Here is a 17,165-nt window from a genome sequence, read left to right on the forward strand (position 1 = left end):
CCCCAGCCCTCTCCCTCAAGGGAGAGGGGGCGTCTGTGCAGGCATTATTTTGTGGGGATACTTATTTCACCGCTTCCGGCAGCGTCACAATCCACAGCTCGCTGTCCGACTCCGGCTTCTTCAGCGGCTTCACGCTGAGCGTGGTTTCCACCGGCTTATCATCCAGCGTCAGCTTGCCTTCCGCGTTCACCCGATAATCCTTGAGCTTCTTGCCCTCGACCGGGTTTTGCATCGCCACCTTCACGCCAAAGTCGTTATCGTTCGCCACCGCAAGCGTTTTGCTGTCGATCAGCGCCAGCCCTTCGGCCTTCTCCTGCTGCCAGCCCAGCGCGCGCAGGTCGACAACCTGCGTTTTTGCAGCAAGCGTTATGCCCCGCTGCGCCAGGGTTTTCTCATCATCAAACTCCGGGTATTCGCCCGGCTTGTCGAAGGCGGTCAGGTCGCTCGCCTTGCTGAGGTCCACCTTGTAAATCAGGTTACGCATGCCATCGTTTTTATCGCTTCCCTGCTCAATCAGCAGGATGTGCTGGTCATCGAGCGCCACGATGTCGCCGATTTTGGCGTCGCTGTTTTTGCTGTAGGCCGCGCTGTCGATAGGGTAACCGTACATCGCCGTTTTCCCGGTCGCCGGGTCGAAGCTCACCAGACGGGTAAACAGCGCCTGCTTTTTGCTCTTACCGTCGATATCCAGCGTGCTTTGCACGGCGGCGATAATCCGCCCGTCCGGCATGCGGGTCAGGCCTTCAAAGCCCCGATTCGCCTGGCGCCATTTGATAATGTTTGGCAGACCGCCCGCGATGGATTTCTCCCCCTCCGCGGCCTGCGGCCCGTGGATCGCCAGGATCTTCCCTTTGCTGTCGACGTTAATCATGAACGGGCCATACTCGTCGCACAGCCAGTAGCCGCCTTTGCCGTCCGGGGTGATGCCTTCTGTGTCCAGGCCACGGTTGTCACCCTTCAGGATCTTGAGGGTGTCGCTGAACGCCACTTCATTGGTGGAACCAATCACGCCGCTTTGCAGCGGCAGACCGTTAATCTCGCCTTTATCATCATGCAGCGGGCGGGCATCAACAGCCTCCGCTTTGCCGTTCTGAACGCGGATGGTCATCAGCAGCGGCGCGAAATCTGGCGTGACAAATATTTTAGCTTCGTTTTTACCCATTTTTGGCGCATCAGCGTTTGGACCGCGATCGGTCACGGTCGCAAAGGTCAGGGCGTCGCCCTGCTTGCCGGTAAACAGCAGGCCGGAGCCAATGCCCACGGGGAGTCCGTTCGGAAAGGCGCTGGCAAACGCGCCGCTATAGCTCACGTGGGAACCTTCTGGGAAGCTGACGACATAGCGCTCAGCAGTAGGCTGCGCCGCCAGGCCAGAGAAAGAGAGCGCACAGCCGATTAGCACAGGAATAATTTTTCTTTTCATATTGTTAGCATCCAGTTAGTGAAGCCAACAATGTAAAGAATAAACGTGTCAGAAAAATGACATGGAAGGGACTCTGACCAACGCAGCGGCACGTATATCCCTCTTCAGAAATGTAAACTTACGTCTTTATCTATGACAACTGAAACATTTTTGGAAATTATTAGAAACTTAATTAATTCATCTCAAAGGGCTTTTTTCCCCTCGTTCAAACCTCGTTTAGCAAACTCTTTAAACTTTTACTAAACGCGAATTTAATTGCTATTGACGGTTCGCCAAACAAACAATTCAGCAACAGATAAAAACAAAATAACTAACAAAATCAGCATAAAACCACGACACGCATCACATTTGCAGTCATAAACATCACTTGTTAAGGTGCCCTCAGATTAATTTAATGACGAGGAAAAACTCATGAAAAAGCTTAACGTACTCATCCTTTCCGCTCTGACCGCTGTCTCTGGCTCCGCACTGGCGATGGGTGGCAGCATTGAGCAGGGTAAAAACTTTACCAACCTGAATGTGGAAATGGGTAAATCGACCTCCGGTCTTTACACCGAAGGTAACTGGCTTAAAAACACCGATGACGGCACCCAGACCGGCGGCGTAGGCGCAGGCTACAACCTGGAAGTGGGCCCGGTCATGCTGAATGCAGGTGCGAAAGCGATCTACATCGGCCCGAAAAAAGGCGATAACGGCGTGGCGTTCCCAATCGGCGGCGGCGTGAACGTGGCACTGACCGACAGCATCAACGTCTTCGGTGAAGGTTACGTTGCGCCAGACGGCCTGAACAACAGCGTGAAAAACTACGTGGAAGCTAATGGCGGCGTAAGCTGGACCCCAATCAAACCGGTTACGCTGAAAGTGGGTTACCGCCACGTGAGCGTTGACGGCAAAGACGGTCGTCCAAACCACACGCTGATCGACGGCGCATACGTGGGCGGCGGCGTGAGCTTCTAAGCCGACGAACAAACAAAAAAACCTGCCAGATGGCAGGTTTTTTTGTCTCGGGTATTACTTGTGTACCACCACCAGCTTCTGGTTCACAAACTCTTTGATCCCCAGATCCGACAGCTCGCGCCCGTAGCCGGACCGCTTCACGCCGCCGAACGGCAGCTCTGGCGCGGTATCGGTAAGCCAGTTGATGTACACCATCCCGGTTTCAATCCGTGACGCCATTTTCTTCGCGCGCTCGATATTCTGACTAAATACCGCGCCGCCCAGGCCGTAGTGGGAGTCGTTCGCCAGCGCGACCGCCTCGTCGTCGCTTTTCACCACGTACATCTGCGCCACAGGGCCGAAGAACTCCTCGAAGTACGCCGGGTTATCGCGCGAGATATTCGTCAGGATCGTCGGTTCGAAGAAGCTCCCGTCGCGCTGAACCGGTTTGCCGCCATAGTGCAGCGTGGCACCGTTTTTCACCGCCTCGTTAACCTGTTTGGTTAGCGTTTCCAGAGCATCTTTAGACGACATAGGCCCCAGCGTGGTGCTTTCGTCCAGCGGATCGCCAATCTTCACCTGCTTAAATGCCTCGGTGAATTTGCTCAGGAAGGCATCCGCAATCTTTTCATGCAGGATAAAGCGCTTCGCCGCGGTGCAGACCTGCCCGGCGTTGTTGAGCCGCGCGTTAACGCCAATTTTCACGGCCTTCTCAAGGTCTGCGTCATCCAGCACCACGAAGACGTCGTTACCGCCCAGCTCCAGCGTAGATTTCTTGATGTGCTTCGCCGCCTGCGCGGCCACCACGCTGCCCGCCTTTTCGGAGCCGGTTAATGCGGCGCCCTGCACGCGATCGTCGGCAATGATGTTCGCCACCTGCTCGGACGAGATAAACAGGTTGGTCCACGCCCCTTCCGGCGCGCCCGCCTCGCGCACCAGATGCGCGAAGGTCTCGGCGCAGTGAGGCACGATGCTGGCATGCTTGGCGATGACAGGGTTACCCGCCGCCAGGTTCGGCGCCAGAACGCGCATCAGCTGGTAATACGGGAAGTTCCACGGCTCGACGGCCATCAGCACGCCGATGGGGTGATGCTCAACCCACGCTTCCCCAAGCTCCGAGTCGTACTTCACCGGGGCCAGGAACCGCTTCGCGTTATCGGCGTAGTAGCGGGCTATTTGTGCGCACAGCTTCACCTCGCCGCGGCTCTGTTCGATGAGTTTCCCCATCTCCCGGCTGGCGATTTTAGCCAGATCCTCGGTGCGCTCGTCGATCAGATCGGCAAGCTTATGGAGCACCGGCAGGCGCTGGCTGATGTCGCCTTTCGCCCATTCCGAATGGTAAAGCGCATCGGCCGCCCTGAGCGCCGCGTCGATATCCGCGTCGGTATGTGAGGGGTATTCTTTGATGAGCTGGTTAGTGGCAGGATTTACTGTCTGATAAGCCATGTCGAATCTCCTTGTTTTACCGCTTAGGGTATTAAGGGTAGTCAACATGACTGGCCGTGGGCGTAAAGTTGGGTATATCCGGAAGGTTCTTAATGAAGCGCTGCCGGACGGTTCGCTGACGTGGTATAAAAAACCTTCAGAAGGAGCGCCCATGACCGATACCCGACACGTCCGTCAGACATTTCACCGCGCCTCAGGCCTTGAGCTGCGCAGTACCTGGCAGAGTACGCAGGCGTACAAACGCCACAGTCACCCTCAGCTTTCCATCGGCGCGATTATGGAGGGCCAAACCTGCTGCGTGTGTCATGACAGAGAGTACATCCTTAACCCTGGGGACCTCATCGTGATCCCGGCCTGTGAGCCGCACAGCTGTAACCCCGTCGCCGGGCAACCGCGCAGCTACCATATGCTCTACATCGACACCGGGCTTCCGCTGGCGCTACAGGTTATTCGTAGCCCAACCCTGTTTGCCCATTACCTGGACGTTGTTGAGACCCTTTCTCAGGCATCACTGGAGACGCTGCTTTCTGCCCTTCCCCGCGCCGCGGATAACGCTGACGCGCTTCGCGCAACCAGCCAGAAGATTCAGCAGGCGTTTCTTTCCGATCTCACCTGCCCGCCTTCCCTCGACGAGCTTGCTCAACGCTTCTCGCTGCGCAAGGAGACGCTGATTCGCACCTTCCGGCAGGACACCGGCCTGACGCCGGGCAGCTTTCTCAACATCTCCCGCGTGGAGTTCGCCAAAGCGCGGCTGCGCGCCGGGGATGATATTGCCGACGTTGGCTACCAGAGCGGCTTTGCCGACCAGAGCCATTTTCATAAGACCTTCGTCAGCTATACCGCCGCCACGCCGCGCCAGTACGCCACCGGCCGATCAATATCTGACAATAAATAGGCTCTGCAGCGCTGTAGTCTGACCTCGGATTATTAACCGAGGTTGCTATGGAACTGTTATTCCCTTCCGCTTTTCTCGCGCTGGCGCTGGCGCATTTTGTCGCCCTGTTAAGCCCGGGCCCGGATTTCTTCCTGCTGGTGGGCTACGCCGCGCGCTACCGACTGCGGGGTAGCGCCGGATTGTGCGTCGGCATCGCCGCGGGCAACGGGCTGTATATCTTACTGGTGATTATCGGCTGGAGCGCGCTGCGCCAGTTTACGTGGCTGTTTACGCTTATCGAGCTTTGCGGGGCGCTGTATCTGCTGTGGATCGGCTCACATCTGATTCGCAGCCGCCAGCAGGCGCTGGCGCTGAATGAAACCCACCAGCGCTGCCCTTCGCTGCGCAAGCAGATCCTGCTGGGGCTCGGTTCGGCGCTGTTAAACCCGAAGAACGCGCTGTTCTATCTGGCGCTGATGACGGCCTTGCTGGGGCCGGACGTCACGCTGCTTGAGCAGGCGACCTGCGGCATCTGGATGGTGATGGTGGTGCTGGCGTGGGATTTAGCGCTGGTGTCGCTGTTGGGGCTGCCCGTGGTTCAACAGAAGCTCAGCCGTTCGCTCTGGCTGATTGAGCGCACGGCGGGAGTGGTGCTGATGGGGTTTGGCGGGTGGGTGCTGTGTCGGTTTTTGCACTTTCCCCCCGCTTGCCTCTATCCTTAACCCATGGAAAAAATAGCTGAACTCAAACGCGCCAAGATGCTGGCGCTGTCGCTGCTGCTGGTTGCCGCCGCGGCGTTTATCACCACCCTGTTCCTGCCGCAGACCTTCTGGGTGCGCGGCGTGAAGGCCATTGCCGAGGCGGCGATGGTCGGCGCGCTGGCAGACTGGTTTGCCGTGGTTGCGCTGTTCCGCCGGGTGCCCATTCCCTTTATCTCGCGCCATACGGCAATTATCCCGCGCAATAAAGACCGGATCGGCGACAATCTCGGCCAGTTTGTGCAGGAGAAGTTTCTAGATACCCAGTCGCTGGTAGCACTAATCCGCCGCTATGAACCCGCCCAGATGATCGGCGCCTGGTTCAGCAAGCCCGACAACGCCCAGCGCGTCGGGCTGCACTTGATGCAGGTGATGAGCGGTTTTCTCGAACTCACCGACGACGGACGCATTCAGCGCCTGCTCAAACGGGCAGTGCATAAGGCCATCGACAAGGTCGATTTCACCGAAACCAGCGCCGTGATGCTGGAGAGCATGACCAAAAACAACCGCCACCAGGTGCTCCTGGACGCCATCATCAACCGCCTGATTACTTTGATTCAGCGGGAAAGTACGCGAGACTTTATCGCCGACCAGATCGTCCACTGGCTCAAAACCGAGCATCCCCGCAAGGCGCTGGTGCTGCCCACCGAGTGGCTGGGCGATCAAAGCGCGGAGATGGTGTCGAACGCGGTGAACACGCTGCTGGACGATATCAGCCACGACCGCACGCACCAGATCCGCCAGGCGTTTGACCGCGCCACGCTGAAGCTTATCGACAACCTGAAAAACGATCCGGAGATGGCGGCGAAAGCCGACAACATCAAGCACTACCTGAAAAACGACGAGGCGTTTAACCGCTATCTGGGTGAGATGTGGGCCGACCTGCGCCAGTGGCTGAAGGCGGATATGCAGAGTGAAGATTCGCGCGTGAAGCAGCGCATCGCCAACGCCGGGCTGTGGTTTGGCGAAACGCTGTCTAACGACGCCAGCCTGCGGGCCTCGCTGAACGAGCATCTGGAGCAGGCCGCGCACCGCCTCGCGCCGGATTTTGCCGCGTTCCTGACCCGACACATCAGCGACACGGTCAAAAGCTGGGACGCCAAAGACATGTCCCGCCAGATTGAGCTCAACATCGGTAAAGACCTGCAGTTCATTCGCGTCAACGGGACCCTGGTGGGCGGAACGATTGGCCTGATTCTGTTTTTACTCTCGCAGCTGCCTGCCGTGCTGGGGCATTAATCCGCCCTGGGCGGCGCGATGACGTAGCGCGTCGCTTCGAAGCGGTTCAGGATCAGGTGCACCAGAAAGACCATCGTCAGCGTCGCCACCAGCGAAAAGGTGACAGAGGTGATGCGGTACAGATCGCTGAACACCAGGTCAGTGTCCGGGTGCATGTTCTGCCCGAACATAATGCCGATGGTGGTGATGCTGGAGAACCCTACGCCCGCCCCCACCTTTTCCATCACGTGGAGTCGTGCGCCAAACGCCAGCCCGAGGCCTATCAGCGGCATCATCAATAGCATATGGCTGCTGTGATCGTAGAGGATCAGCTGCACCACCAGAATGTAGAGACAGCCCAGCACCACGCCGACCACGCGCCAGATCGAGCTCATCACCGAACCGCGGTAGTGCATGGGGAACAGAATTAAAATCCCCGCCATCAGCGCCGAAAGCGAATCGCTTAGGTCGCTAATCTGAAACACCACGAATATCAGCGTCGCGACGGTGCCGGAGAGCAGCGACTCGTGGCGCACCCGGGCATCGTCTTTCTCAATCAGCGGCGGCGGCCTGCGGGGCTCCACGTCCGGCAGGAGATAGTTCATCAGCGCGCTCAGGCACACCGCCATCACGCTCGCTTCGATGTTGGAAAACAGCAGCGTGTGCCAGTTGGTCGTGGGGTAGCTCATAAAGTTGAGCATCACGCTCTGGCACACCACGCCCATTGAGCCAAACAGGAACAGCGGCCCTTTGCTCATAAAGCGAAAGCGCATCACGTACAGGGCGAAGACCACCAGCGTCATGATGACCGGCCATTGCGACAGATAGCCGATGATGAAGATCATTTCGACGCAGTTTAGCGCGGCGCTGAAGATAAACTGCTTCGCCACGTGGCGGTTAAACACCGGCACCAGCGACAGCAGCATGATCGGATAGACCACAAAAAACACGCCGTAGCTGGTGTTGTAAAAGCTGGAGATGCTCAGCGCAATCATCCCGGCAAAGACGATGCGCAGGGTCTGGCGAAAGTCGTTTGCCGTATAGACGATGTTGCCATGCGGGGTAAACACCCGCGCCAGGGTGCTAATAGACATAGTGAAGCAGGCTCACCAGGTGGATCTGCATCCCGGAGAAAAAGCGCGCAAACGGCCCTTCGCTGTTGTAGAGCTGCACGGTAGCGCGCGCGCCGGTCGGCAGATGCTTCGGCAGCGGCTCATCCAGCGTCACGTGAATGCGCATGCGCTGGGCGTCACGCACCCAGCGGTTGGAGGTTTCCGGTTCGGACAGCTGGCCGTTCACGGCCTCCTGACCCGCCAGTATCCCCGCGTCGCTGCTGGTCACGTGGGCGCGGAAAACGTGCCCCGGGAAGGCGTCAAACACCACGGCGGCATCGGTGCCCTGATGGGTGTGACGCAGGCTTTTTTCGCGAAAATCGGCCACGATATCGGTCTGGTTGTTCACCAGCGCCAGCGCGGCGGAACCCGAGGAGGCGTAAAAGCCGGGGCTCAACTGCAGGTTGCTGACCGTGCCGTCCGCCTGGGCGTAAACCTTCGTCCAGCCGAGGTTAAGCTCTGCCTCATCCAGCGCGTTGCGGTATTTTTGCAGCGTCACGTTGCGGTGCTCGTCCCGCTCGCCGCGCTGGATGCGCAGGTTCTGTATGTTGGCCTGAATTGAGCTGACGGACTGTTCGCTGCTCTGCCAGGTCGTGCGCACCTTATCCAGATCGGCCTGCGAGACGTTCTGCAGCGTGCTCAGCTTCTGGTAGCGGTCAAAGGTCACTTTGTCGTTACGCGCGGTCAGCACGGCGGTTTTCAGGCTGGCCTGCGCGGCGGCGATCTGCGCGTCCAGCTGTTCATTGGACAAGCGTGCCTGCTCGAGCGCGATTTGCGCCGCTTCCACCTTATTGCGAAACGGCGTGTCGTCGAGCTCAAACAGCAGATCGCCTTTCTTCACCTGGCTGTTGTTGTGGACATGTACCGCCGCCACGTAGCCGGAGACACGCGGAGAAACCGGCGTCACCACGCGCATCACGGTGGAGTCCGGCGTCAGCGGGATCCAGATATCCGCGACGATAAAGTAGACAAACATCAGCAGGAAAGAGGCAATACTCACCCTTACCCAGCGGGCAAACTTTTGTTCAGGGGTCATTATTTTTCGGTCTTGTTATCTTCTTCGCGGATTGTCCGCAAATTGCAGGCGAATTGATTCAGGGTGGCGCTGAAAATGTCGATATGTTCGGGCGCGATGTTTTGCGATACGCGCGCCTGATAGGTCTCAATCACCTGAGTGAGCCGTTTTAATATGGCTTTTCCCTCAGGCGTCAGCGTCAGAAGCCGGATGCGCTTGTCATAAGGCGATACGGCGCGCAGCAGGTATCCCTGCTTTTCCAGCTGTGTCAGGGTGCGCATCAGCGGCGGCAGTTCGATGCCCTGCACCTCCGCCAGCTCACTCATCGAGACGTTATCCCCGAGCTGATGAAGCTGCATCATCACCGTCCAGCTCGACTGGGTTAACCCGGTATCGAGAATGGCGTCGTCGATCACCGCACGCCACTGGCGCACGATCATCGCCATCCGCATGCCCATTGGCCTGCGGCTAAACAGCTCTTCTTCGCTCATAGTGAAATCTCTCGTCACACGCAGGCAAGATAATAGTTATCAGGGTAACTATCAAGAAACGAGAGGTGAAAGAGCAGGAATTGCGAAACGACGTCTCCCTCTCCCCGTGGGAGAGGGGCGGAGTGAGGGCTTCAGCCCGCAGCGAATTTAACGGCTAAAAAGTCTCTTAACAGCAGCCCTACCTGAAGCCGTCACCACCACCTCCCTGTATCCCGCCACCCGCTGGATCCAGCCTTTATTTTCAAGATGGTCGAGCAGCGCCGCGCCCGCCTCACCGCCAAGGTGAAACCGCCGTTCGCTCCAGTCCAGGCAGGCGCAGCAGGCCTTGCGACGTGTATTGGGATTTAACGGAATACCAAGCTTCAGAAACTGCTCCCGGCCATACAGCGTGAGCGCTGAACCGTCTGCCTCCAGCCAGCCCTCCGCCTGCATAAAATCATAGATTTGCACCGCAATCCTTCCGGCAAGATGGTCGTAGCAGGTTCGGGCCTCGCGCATGGCTTTCGGCGCGGTAGTTTCCGGCGGGGTGATGCGGCTCCAGGAAAGCCCCATCATCTGCTCCACCAGCTCCGCCACGTCGTGCCCCGCCAGACGATAATAGCGGTGCCGTCCCTGCGAAAGACAGGCGATCAGTTGCCCCTCCACCAGCCGGGCGAGATGACCACTGGCGGTCGACGGCGCAACGTCTGCCGCCGCGCTCAGCTCGGTGGCGGTCCACGCCCGCCCGTCCATCAGCGCACACAGCATCTTTACGCGCGACGGATCGGCCATTGCGGCCGCCACCGCGGCAATGGCCTGTTCCAGCGCCGCGCCGTTCTCAGGAGGTAGGCTCGTTTTTAACATGTGTCGCCCAGGGTTCGGTGATCTCTGCGGCCAGCTTATCATCATCCGTCAGCAGAATAAGGTGATTCGCGTGGTCGCTGTACTAGGTAAGGATAGACACGCCGCGTGCCGCCAGCACCGCCGCAATTTCACCCAGCTCGCCGGGGCGCTCCTGCCTGAGTTTCCGGATCACCGGCTTACGCAACGCCTGCACGGTAAACCCGGCGTCGAGCAGCACGCGTCGCGCTTTTTCCCCGTCTTCCACCAGAAAATGGGCATCGGTACCAAATACGCCTCCGCCCTCCAGCCCCACGCCGTTGCGCCCCAGCAGCTGTCCAAAGCGCGCCAGCTCGCCGGGCCTGTCGCTAAAAATCACATGAACGTCATACATCCGCGTGCCCTCCGGTTTCGGAACTGTACTCCCGCACCAGCTGCGCCACCCGAATGCGGTAGTACGCGAAAATCGACTCCCGCCCTTCGGCCTGCGCGGCCTGATGGAAGACGTTCTGCTTCCAGCTACGGACGGCCTCCTCATCCCGCCACCAGGAAAGCGACAGGATTTTGCCGTCGGTCGTCAGGCTCTGGAACCGTTCAATATCAATAAAGCCGTCGATGTCCGCCAGCAAAGGTTTGAGTTCGGCAGCGAGCTGAAGATAGCGCGCCTGATGGGCGGGCGCGGCTTTGGCTTCGAAAATGACTGCAATCATGATGGTCTCTCCGTAGTGATGTTGGGGAGAGAATGCAGGGTAGAGAGGAACGATGCTTCGGCAAAGAGCGAAGCGTTGTGCCGGATGGTGCTGCGCTTATCCGGCCAGTGGAATGATGTAGGCCCGGCAAGCGCAGCGCCACCGGGCAGGTTTTAGCCCACAATCGACCTCGGCTCCATGAATGCCCGAATTCCCCACTCGCCCCTCTCGCGCCCCACGCCGGAGTGCTTGAACCCGCCGAACGGCGCTTTCGGCTCATGGGCAAGCGTGTTCACCAGCACGCGACCGGAAACAATCTGCTGCGCCACGCGTCGCGCGCGGTCCGCATCGCCGCCCAGCACCATCGCGCTCAGTCCGTAGTCGGTGTCGTTGGCAATGGCGATCGCCTCCGCCTCGTCACGATAGGGGATCACGCACAGCACCGGGCCGAAAATCTCGTCACGGGCGACCGTCATCCGGTTGTTCACGTCGGCAAACAGCGTAGGGCGCACAAACCAGCCGTCTCGCGTGCCGTCCGGTCTCCCTTCACCACCCGCCAGCAGGCGCGCCCCCTCTTCGATCCCTTTGCGGATATAGCCCTGCACCCGCTGCCACTGCTTTTCGCTGACCATCGGGCCGACGTCCGTCGCGCTATCGCGCGGATCGCCGGATTTCACCGCCGCCACGGCCTGCGCCAGCGCGGCTTCGATCTCCGCCTTGCGCGCCTGCGGCACCAGAATGCGCGTTCCGGCCACGCACGCCTGCCCGCTGTTCATAAATCCGGCCTGAATCACCAGAGGGATCGCCTGTGCCAGATCCACATCATCCAGCAGGATCGTCGGCGATTTACCGCCTAACTCCAGGGTAACGCGCTTAAAGCTCTCCGCCGCGTTGCGCAGGATCGCCTTGCCGGTATTCGTCGAGCCGGTAAACGAGATTTTTGCCACATCCGGATGGCGGCTGATGGTTTCACCGACGGTTTCGCCGCGCCCGGTGACGATGTTAAACACGCCCGGCGGCAGCGCGGCATCGCGCAGCGCTTCGGTGATGATGTGTGTTTGCAGGGCGCTCATTTCGCTCGGCTTGATGACTGCCGTACAGCCCGCAGCCAGCGCGGCCGCCAGCTTGCCGCAGATAAACCCCGCGTCGCTGTTCCACGGCGTGATAAGCCCGGCCACGCCAAGCGGCGTCATCTGCACCGTCGCTGCGCCTGCGGGGATGACGAACTCAAACGCCTCCAGCGCCTCAATGGCCTGAGCAATCACCTCAGCCGGATAGCTGGCCATCCACGCCGAGCGCGAGGCGGGCGCGCCGTACTCTTCAACGATCGCTTCAAGCAGTTCGTCGTGGCGTGCGGCCACGGCGGCGTGCATACGTTTTAGCGCCGCGATGCGTTCCGGCTTTGTGGTCTGCGACCACGCCGGAAACGCCGCTTTCGCCGCCGCAATAGCGCGCTCCGCGTCAATCTCATCCGCCAGACGAACCTGGCCGATGACCTGCGCCGTCGCCGGGTTGTACAAATCAAACCACTCGGTGCCGTGCGGGGTAACAAATTCGCCGTTAATAAAGATCTGTTCGATGGTGTGCATATAAACCTCCTCAGGCTGTGTGAGCACAGTCTGTCACGGCTTCTCCGTTGCGATAATCCACGCTATGCTGAAAGGGTTGTTTCGATTTTCAGGATAATCTATGCATCGTTCAGGTCTGACAGAACTGGAAGTGGTGATGGCCGTCGTGCGGCGCGGCAGCTTTCGCGGCGCAGCGCAGGAGCTGGGCATGTCCGCCACGGCGGTAAGCAACGCCATGGCCGGGCTGGAAAGCCGCCTTGATACCCGCCTCTTTAACCGCACCACCCGCAGCGTGGCGCTCACCGACGCCGGGCAGCGCTACGTGGCGCGTATCGGCCCGGCCCTGCAGGAGATCCGTCTCGCCAGCGAAGAGATCCACAGCGACACCGGGGAACCCGCCGGCACACTGCGTCTGAACGTGCCGAACCATATCGGCACCCTGTTTCTGGACCAGCTGCTGATCGACTTTATGATCCGCTATCCGAAGATGCGCGTAGAGACCGTCAGCGAAGCGCGGATGATCGACATCGTCGCGGAAGGCTACGACGCGGGGATCCGCCTTGAAGAGTCCGTGCCGCAGGACATGATCGCCGTGCCGCTGACCGGTGAGATCCGCCAGCTGGTCACCGCCACGCCGGACTATTTTGCCCGTCACGGTATTCCGCAAACGCCGGACGATCTGCTGCAGCATCAGGGGATCGGCATGCGCATGGCCCACGGTGGGATCTACCGCTGGGAGCTGGCGCGTCGGGGTGAAACGTATGCCCTTGCCGTGCCGCCGCGCTTTGCGACGTCCGATCTGTTTGCCTCGATCCGTGCGGTAAAAGCGGGATTAGGGGTGGGATTTTTGCCGGAACTGTATATCCGGGATGAGCTTGAGCGTGGAGAACTGGTGAGCGTCCTGAACGACTGGGCGCAGCCCTTTGCCGGACTGCGCCTGTACTACCCTGGCCATCGCCACGTTCCGCCAGGGCTACGGGCGCTGGTGGCAACGATCCGCGAGCGCGGGATTATTCCAGGTTAGCCTTGTTTAGCCCATAAGCCGCGTCCAGCGAGCCCGGCGCCATGCGGGAGGTGATCCCCAGACGGTTCCAGGCGTTGATCGCCACGATAGCGAAGTTCAGCTCTGAAATCTCCACGTCCGAGAAGTGTTCCGCCACGCTGCGGTACAGCGCGTCGCTAACCCCGTGAACGCCAATCTGGGTCAGCGCTTCGGTGAAGGCCAGCGCGGCTTTCTCGCGGGCGCTGAACAGCGGAGACTCGCGCCATGCTGCCAGATGGTACAGGCGCAGCTCGCGCTCGCCGGCGATTTTGGCCTCTTTCGAGTGCATATCCAGACAGAAGGTGCAGCCGTTCAGCTGCGACACGCGAATGTCGATCAGGTGCTTCAGCGCCGGGTCGATGGAGGTTTTTGCCACTTCCATGCTCAGGGCAGACAGCGCGTTGGCGAGGGCAGGTGTAGCTTTATGGTGGTTAACGCGAGTGCTCATTGTCTTTCCTCTTTTTTGTGCGGCATATGTCATGCGATGCGGCAAATCTACGCCGTTCATGACATAGTAAAAAGATACAAAAAGCGTGAAATGAGGTAGGACATGAAGCCGGGCTATCACGAGATTTATTCCCGCTATCGCGACAACATCACGGGCGGCGTGCTGAAGCCGGGCGACAGGGTGCCCGCCATCCGCGTGCTGGCGGAAGAGCTGAAGGTGGCGCGTAAAACCGTCGAAACGGCGTATGCCATTCTGACGGGGGAAGGGTATCTGGTGAGCCAGGGCGCGCGCGGCACGCGGGTAAATCCGGATCTTCTGCTGCCCGCGCAGAACGCCTCCGCGGAACAGCCCACCGGCACGCTCCCGGCATCGCTCATCAGCCAGCGGGAACGAGCTGGGTTTCTGCGTCCCGGCATCCCTGCCCTCGACAGCTTTCCGTATAAAAAATGGCTGCTGCTGGCAGGCCAGGCGACGCGCGCCATGCGTCAGGAGGAGATGCTCAATCCGCCCGTTCTTGGCTGGTATCCTCTGCGCCAGGCCATCGCCAGCTATCTCAACATCTCGCGCGGGCTCTCCTGCAGCGCCGAGCAGGTGCTGATCACCAGCGGCTACAGCGGCAGCCTGCGGTTGATCCTCGACACGCTTGCCAGTCGCAGCGACAAGGTGGTGTTTGAAGATCCGGGCTATTTTATGGGCCAGCAGCTGCTCAAGCGGATCGTGCCGCGCCTGCACACGGTACCGGTCGATCGCTGCGGTATCGACACGGAATACCTGCTCCGTCACCATCGCGATGCGCGTTTTGCCATCGTCACCCCGTCGCACCAGAGCCCGCTGGCGGTCACCCTCTCCCTGCCGCGCAAGCAGCAGCTGCTCGACTGGGCCAGCCAGAACGAGGCGTGGATCATCGAAGACGATTACGACGGGGAGTTTCACTACACCCGCAAGGTGCTGCCGTCGCTGAAAAGCCTCGACCAGCACGACCGGGTGATTTTTATGGGCACCTTCAGTAAAACCATCATGCCGTCGCTGCGCATGGGCTACGTAGTGATGCCCGCCAGCACCGTCGGGGCCTTTACCGACTGCGCGGACATTACCACCAGCGGCCAGCCGGTGCTGACGCAAAAGATCCTCACCGCGTTTCTCAACGAAGGGCATTTTTTCCGTCACCTGAAAAAGATGCGCGCGCTGTATCAGACCCGCCGCGACTGGATGATTGCCGCCCTGCGCGAGATGTATGGTGATCTGTTTTTCACCGAGCAAAACGACGGCGGGATGCATATCGTGGCGTTCCTGACCAAAGGCAGCGGTGACCGGGAAGTGGCGCGCTGCTGGCAGGAACAGCAGCTGCAGGTAAATGCGCTTTCGGAGTGGTATCGCGGGTCGGGCAAACGCTACGGGCTGGTGATGGGTTATAACAACGTGCGGTCGTATGAAGAGGCGGTGGAGTTGCTGGAAAGGCCGAAGCGGCAGACGCTTGCGCTGTTGAGCTGAAATCGCCGGGTGCGCTACGCTCGCCCGGCGATGACGTGGCTCATACATCATATCGCGACAACCCGACGTCCTTGAGCTGCTCGTCGCTCATCCGGCTCAGGATGCGACGGGTGCGGTTGATGCGATACCAGTTGCAGATCGTTTTGCCGATCCAGACAAACACGACAAACGGGCGTTTTGAACGATTTTCGTAGAATTCCATGATGCTCTCCTCGCTGTACCAGTGGGGTTATCATCCTGGAAATCGACCTGTGCAATACAGACTCAAAAACAGCTTTTGTTTAACATACAGATCCGCTAAAACAGTATCTGCATGCCAATTTTTACGGCAATCTGTACTGGTTTTACAATCTGTATGGTGAAAACAAAGGATACAGCATGACGCGCTATCAACATCTGGCCAACCTTCTGGCAGAACGCATTGAACAAGGGCTGTATCGCAGCGGTGAACGTCTGCCGTCGGTGCGTGCGCTGAGCCAGGAGCACGGCGTGAGCATCAGCACCATACAGCAGGCCTATCAGATCCTCGAAAACCTCCAGCTCATCACGCCCCAGCCGCGCTCCGGCTATTTTGTCTCACAGCGCAAGGCCCAGCCCCCCGTCCCGGCCATGACGCGCCCGGTACAGCGCCCAGTGGACGTCACCCAGTGGGATGAGGTGATGATGCTGCTGGACGCCCGCGCCGACAAAGAGATGATCTCCTTTGGCGGCGGCTCGCCGGACATTAACCAGCCGAGCCTGAAGCCCCTGTGGCGCGAGATGAGCCGCATAGCGCAGCATAACCCTGCCGAGATGCTGAGCTATGACGTGCTCGACGGCCGCCTGGAGCTGCGCGAGCAGATCGCCCGTCTGATGCTGGACGGCGGCTCCACCGTGGCAGCGAACGAGATTGTCATCACCAACGGCTGCCACGGCGCGCTGTCGATTGCCCTGCTCTCGGTGTGCAAGCCGGGGGACATCGTGGCGGTAGAATCGCCGTCGTTTCACGGCACCATGCAGATGCTGCGCGGGTTTGACATCAAGGCGATTGAAATTCCCACCGATCCCGAGACCGGGATCAGCATCGAGGCGTTAGAGCTGGCGCTGGAACAGTGGCCGATCAAGGCCGTGATTCTGGTGCCAAACTGCAATAACCCGCTCGGGTTTATCATGCCGGAAGCGCGGAAAAAGCAGGTGCTGGCCCTCGCCCAGCGGCACGATATCGTGATTGTCGAGGATGATATATACGGCGAGCTGGCGGCGGAGTACCCGCGCCCGCGCACCATTCATTCGATGGATATCGACGGCCGCGTGATCCTCTGCAGCTCGTTTACCAAAACCGTGGCGCCGGGCCTGCGCGTCGGCTGGATTGTGCCAGGACGCTACTACGACCGGGTGATGCACATGAAATACGCCGCCGGCGGGTTTAACGTGCCGGGCACGCAGATGGCGGTGGCGGCGTTTATTCGCGACGGCCATTACCATCGCCACGTGCGCCGTATGCGTCAGATTTATCAGCAGAATATGGAAACCTACACCTGCTGGGTGCGGCAGTATTTTCCGGCAGAGATTTGCGTCACGCGCCCGCAGGGCAGCTTCCTGCTGTGGATTGAGCTGCCGGAAAACGTGGATATGGTGTGCGTCAGCAAACAGCTGTGTCGGCTGAAGATCCAGGCCGCGGCCGGGTCGCTGTTTTCCGCCTCCGGGAAGTACCGCAACTGTCTGCGGATCAACGTGGCGCTGCCGCCAACGGACAAAAATCGCGAGGCGTTGAAGAAGATGGGTGAAGCGATTGTGATTGCGATGGAGGAGGGCTAGTGCGGCCTGATGCCCTCACCCCGGCCCTCTCCCACAGGGAG

General features: G+C 59.6%; 17 protein-coding genes and 1 pseudogene. 7 read left to right on the top strand and 11 right to left on the bottom strand.

The features are described from left to right. Positions 1-61: 61 nt before the first annotated feature. A complete protein-coding gene (locus ACOTZB_RS10145) occupies positions 62-1,420 on the bottom strand; it encodes an esterase-like activity of phytase family protein (RefSeq protein WP_126328901.1) in 1,359 nt (452 codons plus the stop codon). Between the two features lie 411 nt (positions 1,421-1,831). Between ACOTZB_RS10145 and ACOTZB_RS10150 the strand changes: the two genes are divergently transcribed. Further along, positions 1,832-2,377 carry a YfaZ family outer membrane protein gene (locus ACOTZB_RS10150; protein WP_047651642.1) on the top strand — a complete coding sequence of 182 codons (546 nt, stop codon included), beginning with the start codon at positions 1,832-1,834 and terminating at the stop codon, positions 2,375-2,377. 54 nt (positions 2,378-2,431) lie between these two features. Here the strand turns inward: ACOTZB_RS10150 and ACOTZB_RS10155 are convergent, their stop codons facing one another. After that, positions 2,432-3,802, bottom strand: coding sequence for an NAD-dependent succinate-semialdehyde dehydrogenase (locus ACOTZB_RS10155; protein ID WP_421627033.1), 1,371 nt, complete (start codon positions 3,800-3,802; stop codon positions 2,432-2,434). A 151-nt stretch (positions 3,803-3,953) separates the two neighbouring features. On the opposite strand from ACOTZB_RS10155, the gene ACOTZB_RS10160 reads away from it, so the two are divergent. From ACOTZB_RS10160 to ACOTZB_RS10170, 3 genes are read left to right on the top strand one after another with little or no spacing between them, the layout of a single operon-like run. Then, the gene (locus tag ACOTZB_RS10160) at positions 3,954-4,697 is read left to right on the top strand and encodes a helix-turn-helix transcriptional regulator (protein ID WP_126328903.1); all 744 of its coding nucleotides are present in this window, start codon (positions 3,954-3,956) and stop codon (positions 4,695-4,697) included. Positions 4,698-4,744: 47 nt separating this feature from the next. Further along, the gene (locus ACOTZB_RS10165) at positions 4,745-5,398 is read left to right on the top strand and encodes a LysE family translocator (RefSeq protein ID WP_421627036.1); all 654 of its coding nucleotides are present in this window, start codon (positions 4,745-4,747) and stop codon (positions 5,396-5,398) included. Positions 5,399-5,401: 3 nt separating this feature from the next. After that, on the top strand, positions 5,402-6,673 hold the full coding sequence (locus ACOTZB_RS10170; RefSeq protein WP_421627038.1) for a DUF445 domain-containing protein: 1,272 nt from the start codon (positions 5,402-5,404) through the stop codon (positions 6,671-6,673). On the opposite strand, the gene ACOTZB_RS10175 is transcribed toward ACOTZB_RS10170, so the two are convergent. From ACOTZB_RS10175 to ACOTZB_RS10205, 7 genes and pseudogenes are all read right to left on the bottom strand, one after another. Beyond that, complete coding sequence (locus ACOTZB_RS10175; protein ID WP_047651646.1) at positions 6,670-7,746, bottom strand: DUF2955 domain-containing protein; 1,077 nt, start codon at positions 7,744-7,746, stop codon at positions 6,670-6,672. The genes ACOTZB_RS10170 and ACOTZB_RS10175 overlap by 4 nt on opposite strands. Continuing rightward, positions 7,736-8,803: an HlyD family secretion protein gene (locus tag ACOTZB_RS10180; protein ID WP_193807339.1), complete on the bottom strand. Its 1,068-nt coding sequence runs from the start codon at positions 8,801-8,803 to the stop codon at positions 7,736-7,738. Before ACOTZB_RS10180 ends, ACOTZB_RS10175 begins: the two co-directional genes overlap by 11 nt. Beyond that, positions 8,800-9,270 carry a MarR family winged helix-turn-helix transcriptional regulator gene (locus ACOTZB_RS10185; RefSeq protein WP_047651649.1) on the bottom strand — a complete coding sequence of 157 codons (471 nt, stop codon included), beginning with the start codon at positions 9,268-9,270 and terminating at the stop codon, positions 8,800-8,802. Before ACOTZB_RS10185 ends, ACOTZB_RS10180 begins: the two co-directional genes overlap by 4 nt. A 147-nt stretch (positions 9,271-9,417) precedes the next feature. Beyond that, positions 9,418-10,113, bottom strand: a complete 696-nt coding sequence (locus ACOTZB_RS10190) for an ArsR/SmtB family transcription factor (protein ID WP_421627041.1) — start codon at positions 10,111-10,113, stop codon at positions 9,418-9,420. Further along, positions 10,088-10,483: pseudogene (locus ACOTZB_RS10195) on the bottom strand (amino acid-binding protein). The gene ACOTZB_RS10190 and the pseudogene ACOTZB_RS10195 overlap by 26 nt, the downstream one beginning before the upstream one ends. Further along, positions 10,476-10,799, bottom strand: a complete 324-nt coding sequence (locus ACOTZB_RS10200) for an antibiotic biosynthesis monooxygenase family protein (protein ID WP_023310251.1) — start codon at positions 10,797-10,799, stop codon at positions 10,476-10,478. Before ACOTZB_RS10200 ends, ACOTZB_RS10195 begins: the two are co-directional and overlap by 8 nt. Before the next feature lie 152 nt (positions 10,800-10,951). Next, on the bottom strand, positions 10,952-12,367 hold the full coding sequence (locus ACOTZB_RS10205; RefSeq protein ID WP_421627043.1) for an aldehyde dehydrogenase family protein: 1,416 nt from the start codon (positions 12,365-12,367) through the stop codon (positions 10,952-10,954). A 100-nt stretch (positions 12,368-12,467) separates the two neighbouring features. Here ACOTZB_RS10205 and ACOTZB_RS10210 point away from each other — a divergent pair, with 100 nt between their 5' ends. Further along, entirely contained in the window at positions 12,468-13,370 is a 903-nt protein-coding gene (locus ACOTZB_RS10210; RefSeq protein ID WP_421627045.1) for a LysR family transcriptional regulator, read from the top strand. Here the strand turns inward: ACOTZB_RS10210 and ACOTZB_RS10215 are convergent. After that, positions 13,357-13,836, bottom strand: coding sequence for a carboxymuconolactone decarboxylase family protein (locus tag ACOTZB_RS10215; protein ID WP_008501331.1), 480 nt, complete (start codon positions 13,834-13,836; stop codon positions 13,357-13,359). The genes ACOTZB_RS10210 and ACOTZB_RS10215 overlap by 14 nt on opposite strands. Positions 13,837-13,938: 102 nt before the next feature. Here ACOTZB_RS10215 and ACOTZB_RS10220 point away from each other — a divergent pair, with 102 nt between their 5' ends. Beyond that, on the top strand, positions 13,939-15,327 hold the full coding sequence (locus ACOTZB_RS10220; protein ID WP_421627047.1) for a PLP-dependent aminotransferase family protein: 1,389 nt from the start codon (positions 13,939-13,941) through the stop codon (positions 15,325-15,327). 40 nt (positions 15,328-15,367) lie between these two features. Here the strand turns inward: ACOTZB_RS10220 and ACOTZB_RS10225 are convergent, their stop codons facing one another. Then, the gene (locus ACOTZB_RS10225; protein ID WP_193805122.1) at positions 15,368-15,529 is read right to left on the bottom strand and encodes a DUF1127 domain-containing protein; all 162 of its coding nucleotides are present in this window, start codon (positions 15,527-15,529) and stop codon (positions 15,368-15,370) included. A gap of 176 nt (positions 15,530-15,705) precedes the next feature. Here ACOTZB_RS10225 and ACOTZB_RS10230 point away from each other — a divergent pair, with 176 nt between their 5' ends. Next, positions 15,706-17,124: a PLP-dependent aminotransferase family protein gene (locus ACOTZB_RS10230; protein ID WP_421627048.1), complete on the top strand. Its 1,419-nt coding sequence runs from the start codon at positions 15,706-15,708 to the stop codon at positions 17,122-17,124. Positions 17,125-17,165: the final 41 nt, after the last annotated feature.

Origin of the sequence: Enterobacter cloacae complex sp. SHL020 (assembly GCF_049236945.1) — a bacterium.
GTDB classification, from domain to species: Bacteria; Pseudomonadota; Gammaproteobacteria; order Enterobacterales; family Enterobacteriaceae; genus Enterobacter; species Enterobacter dykesii.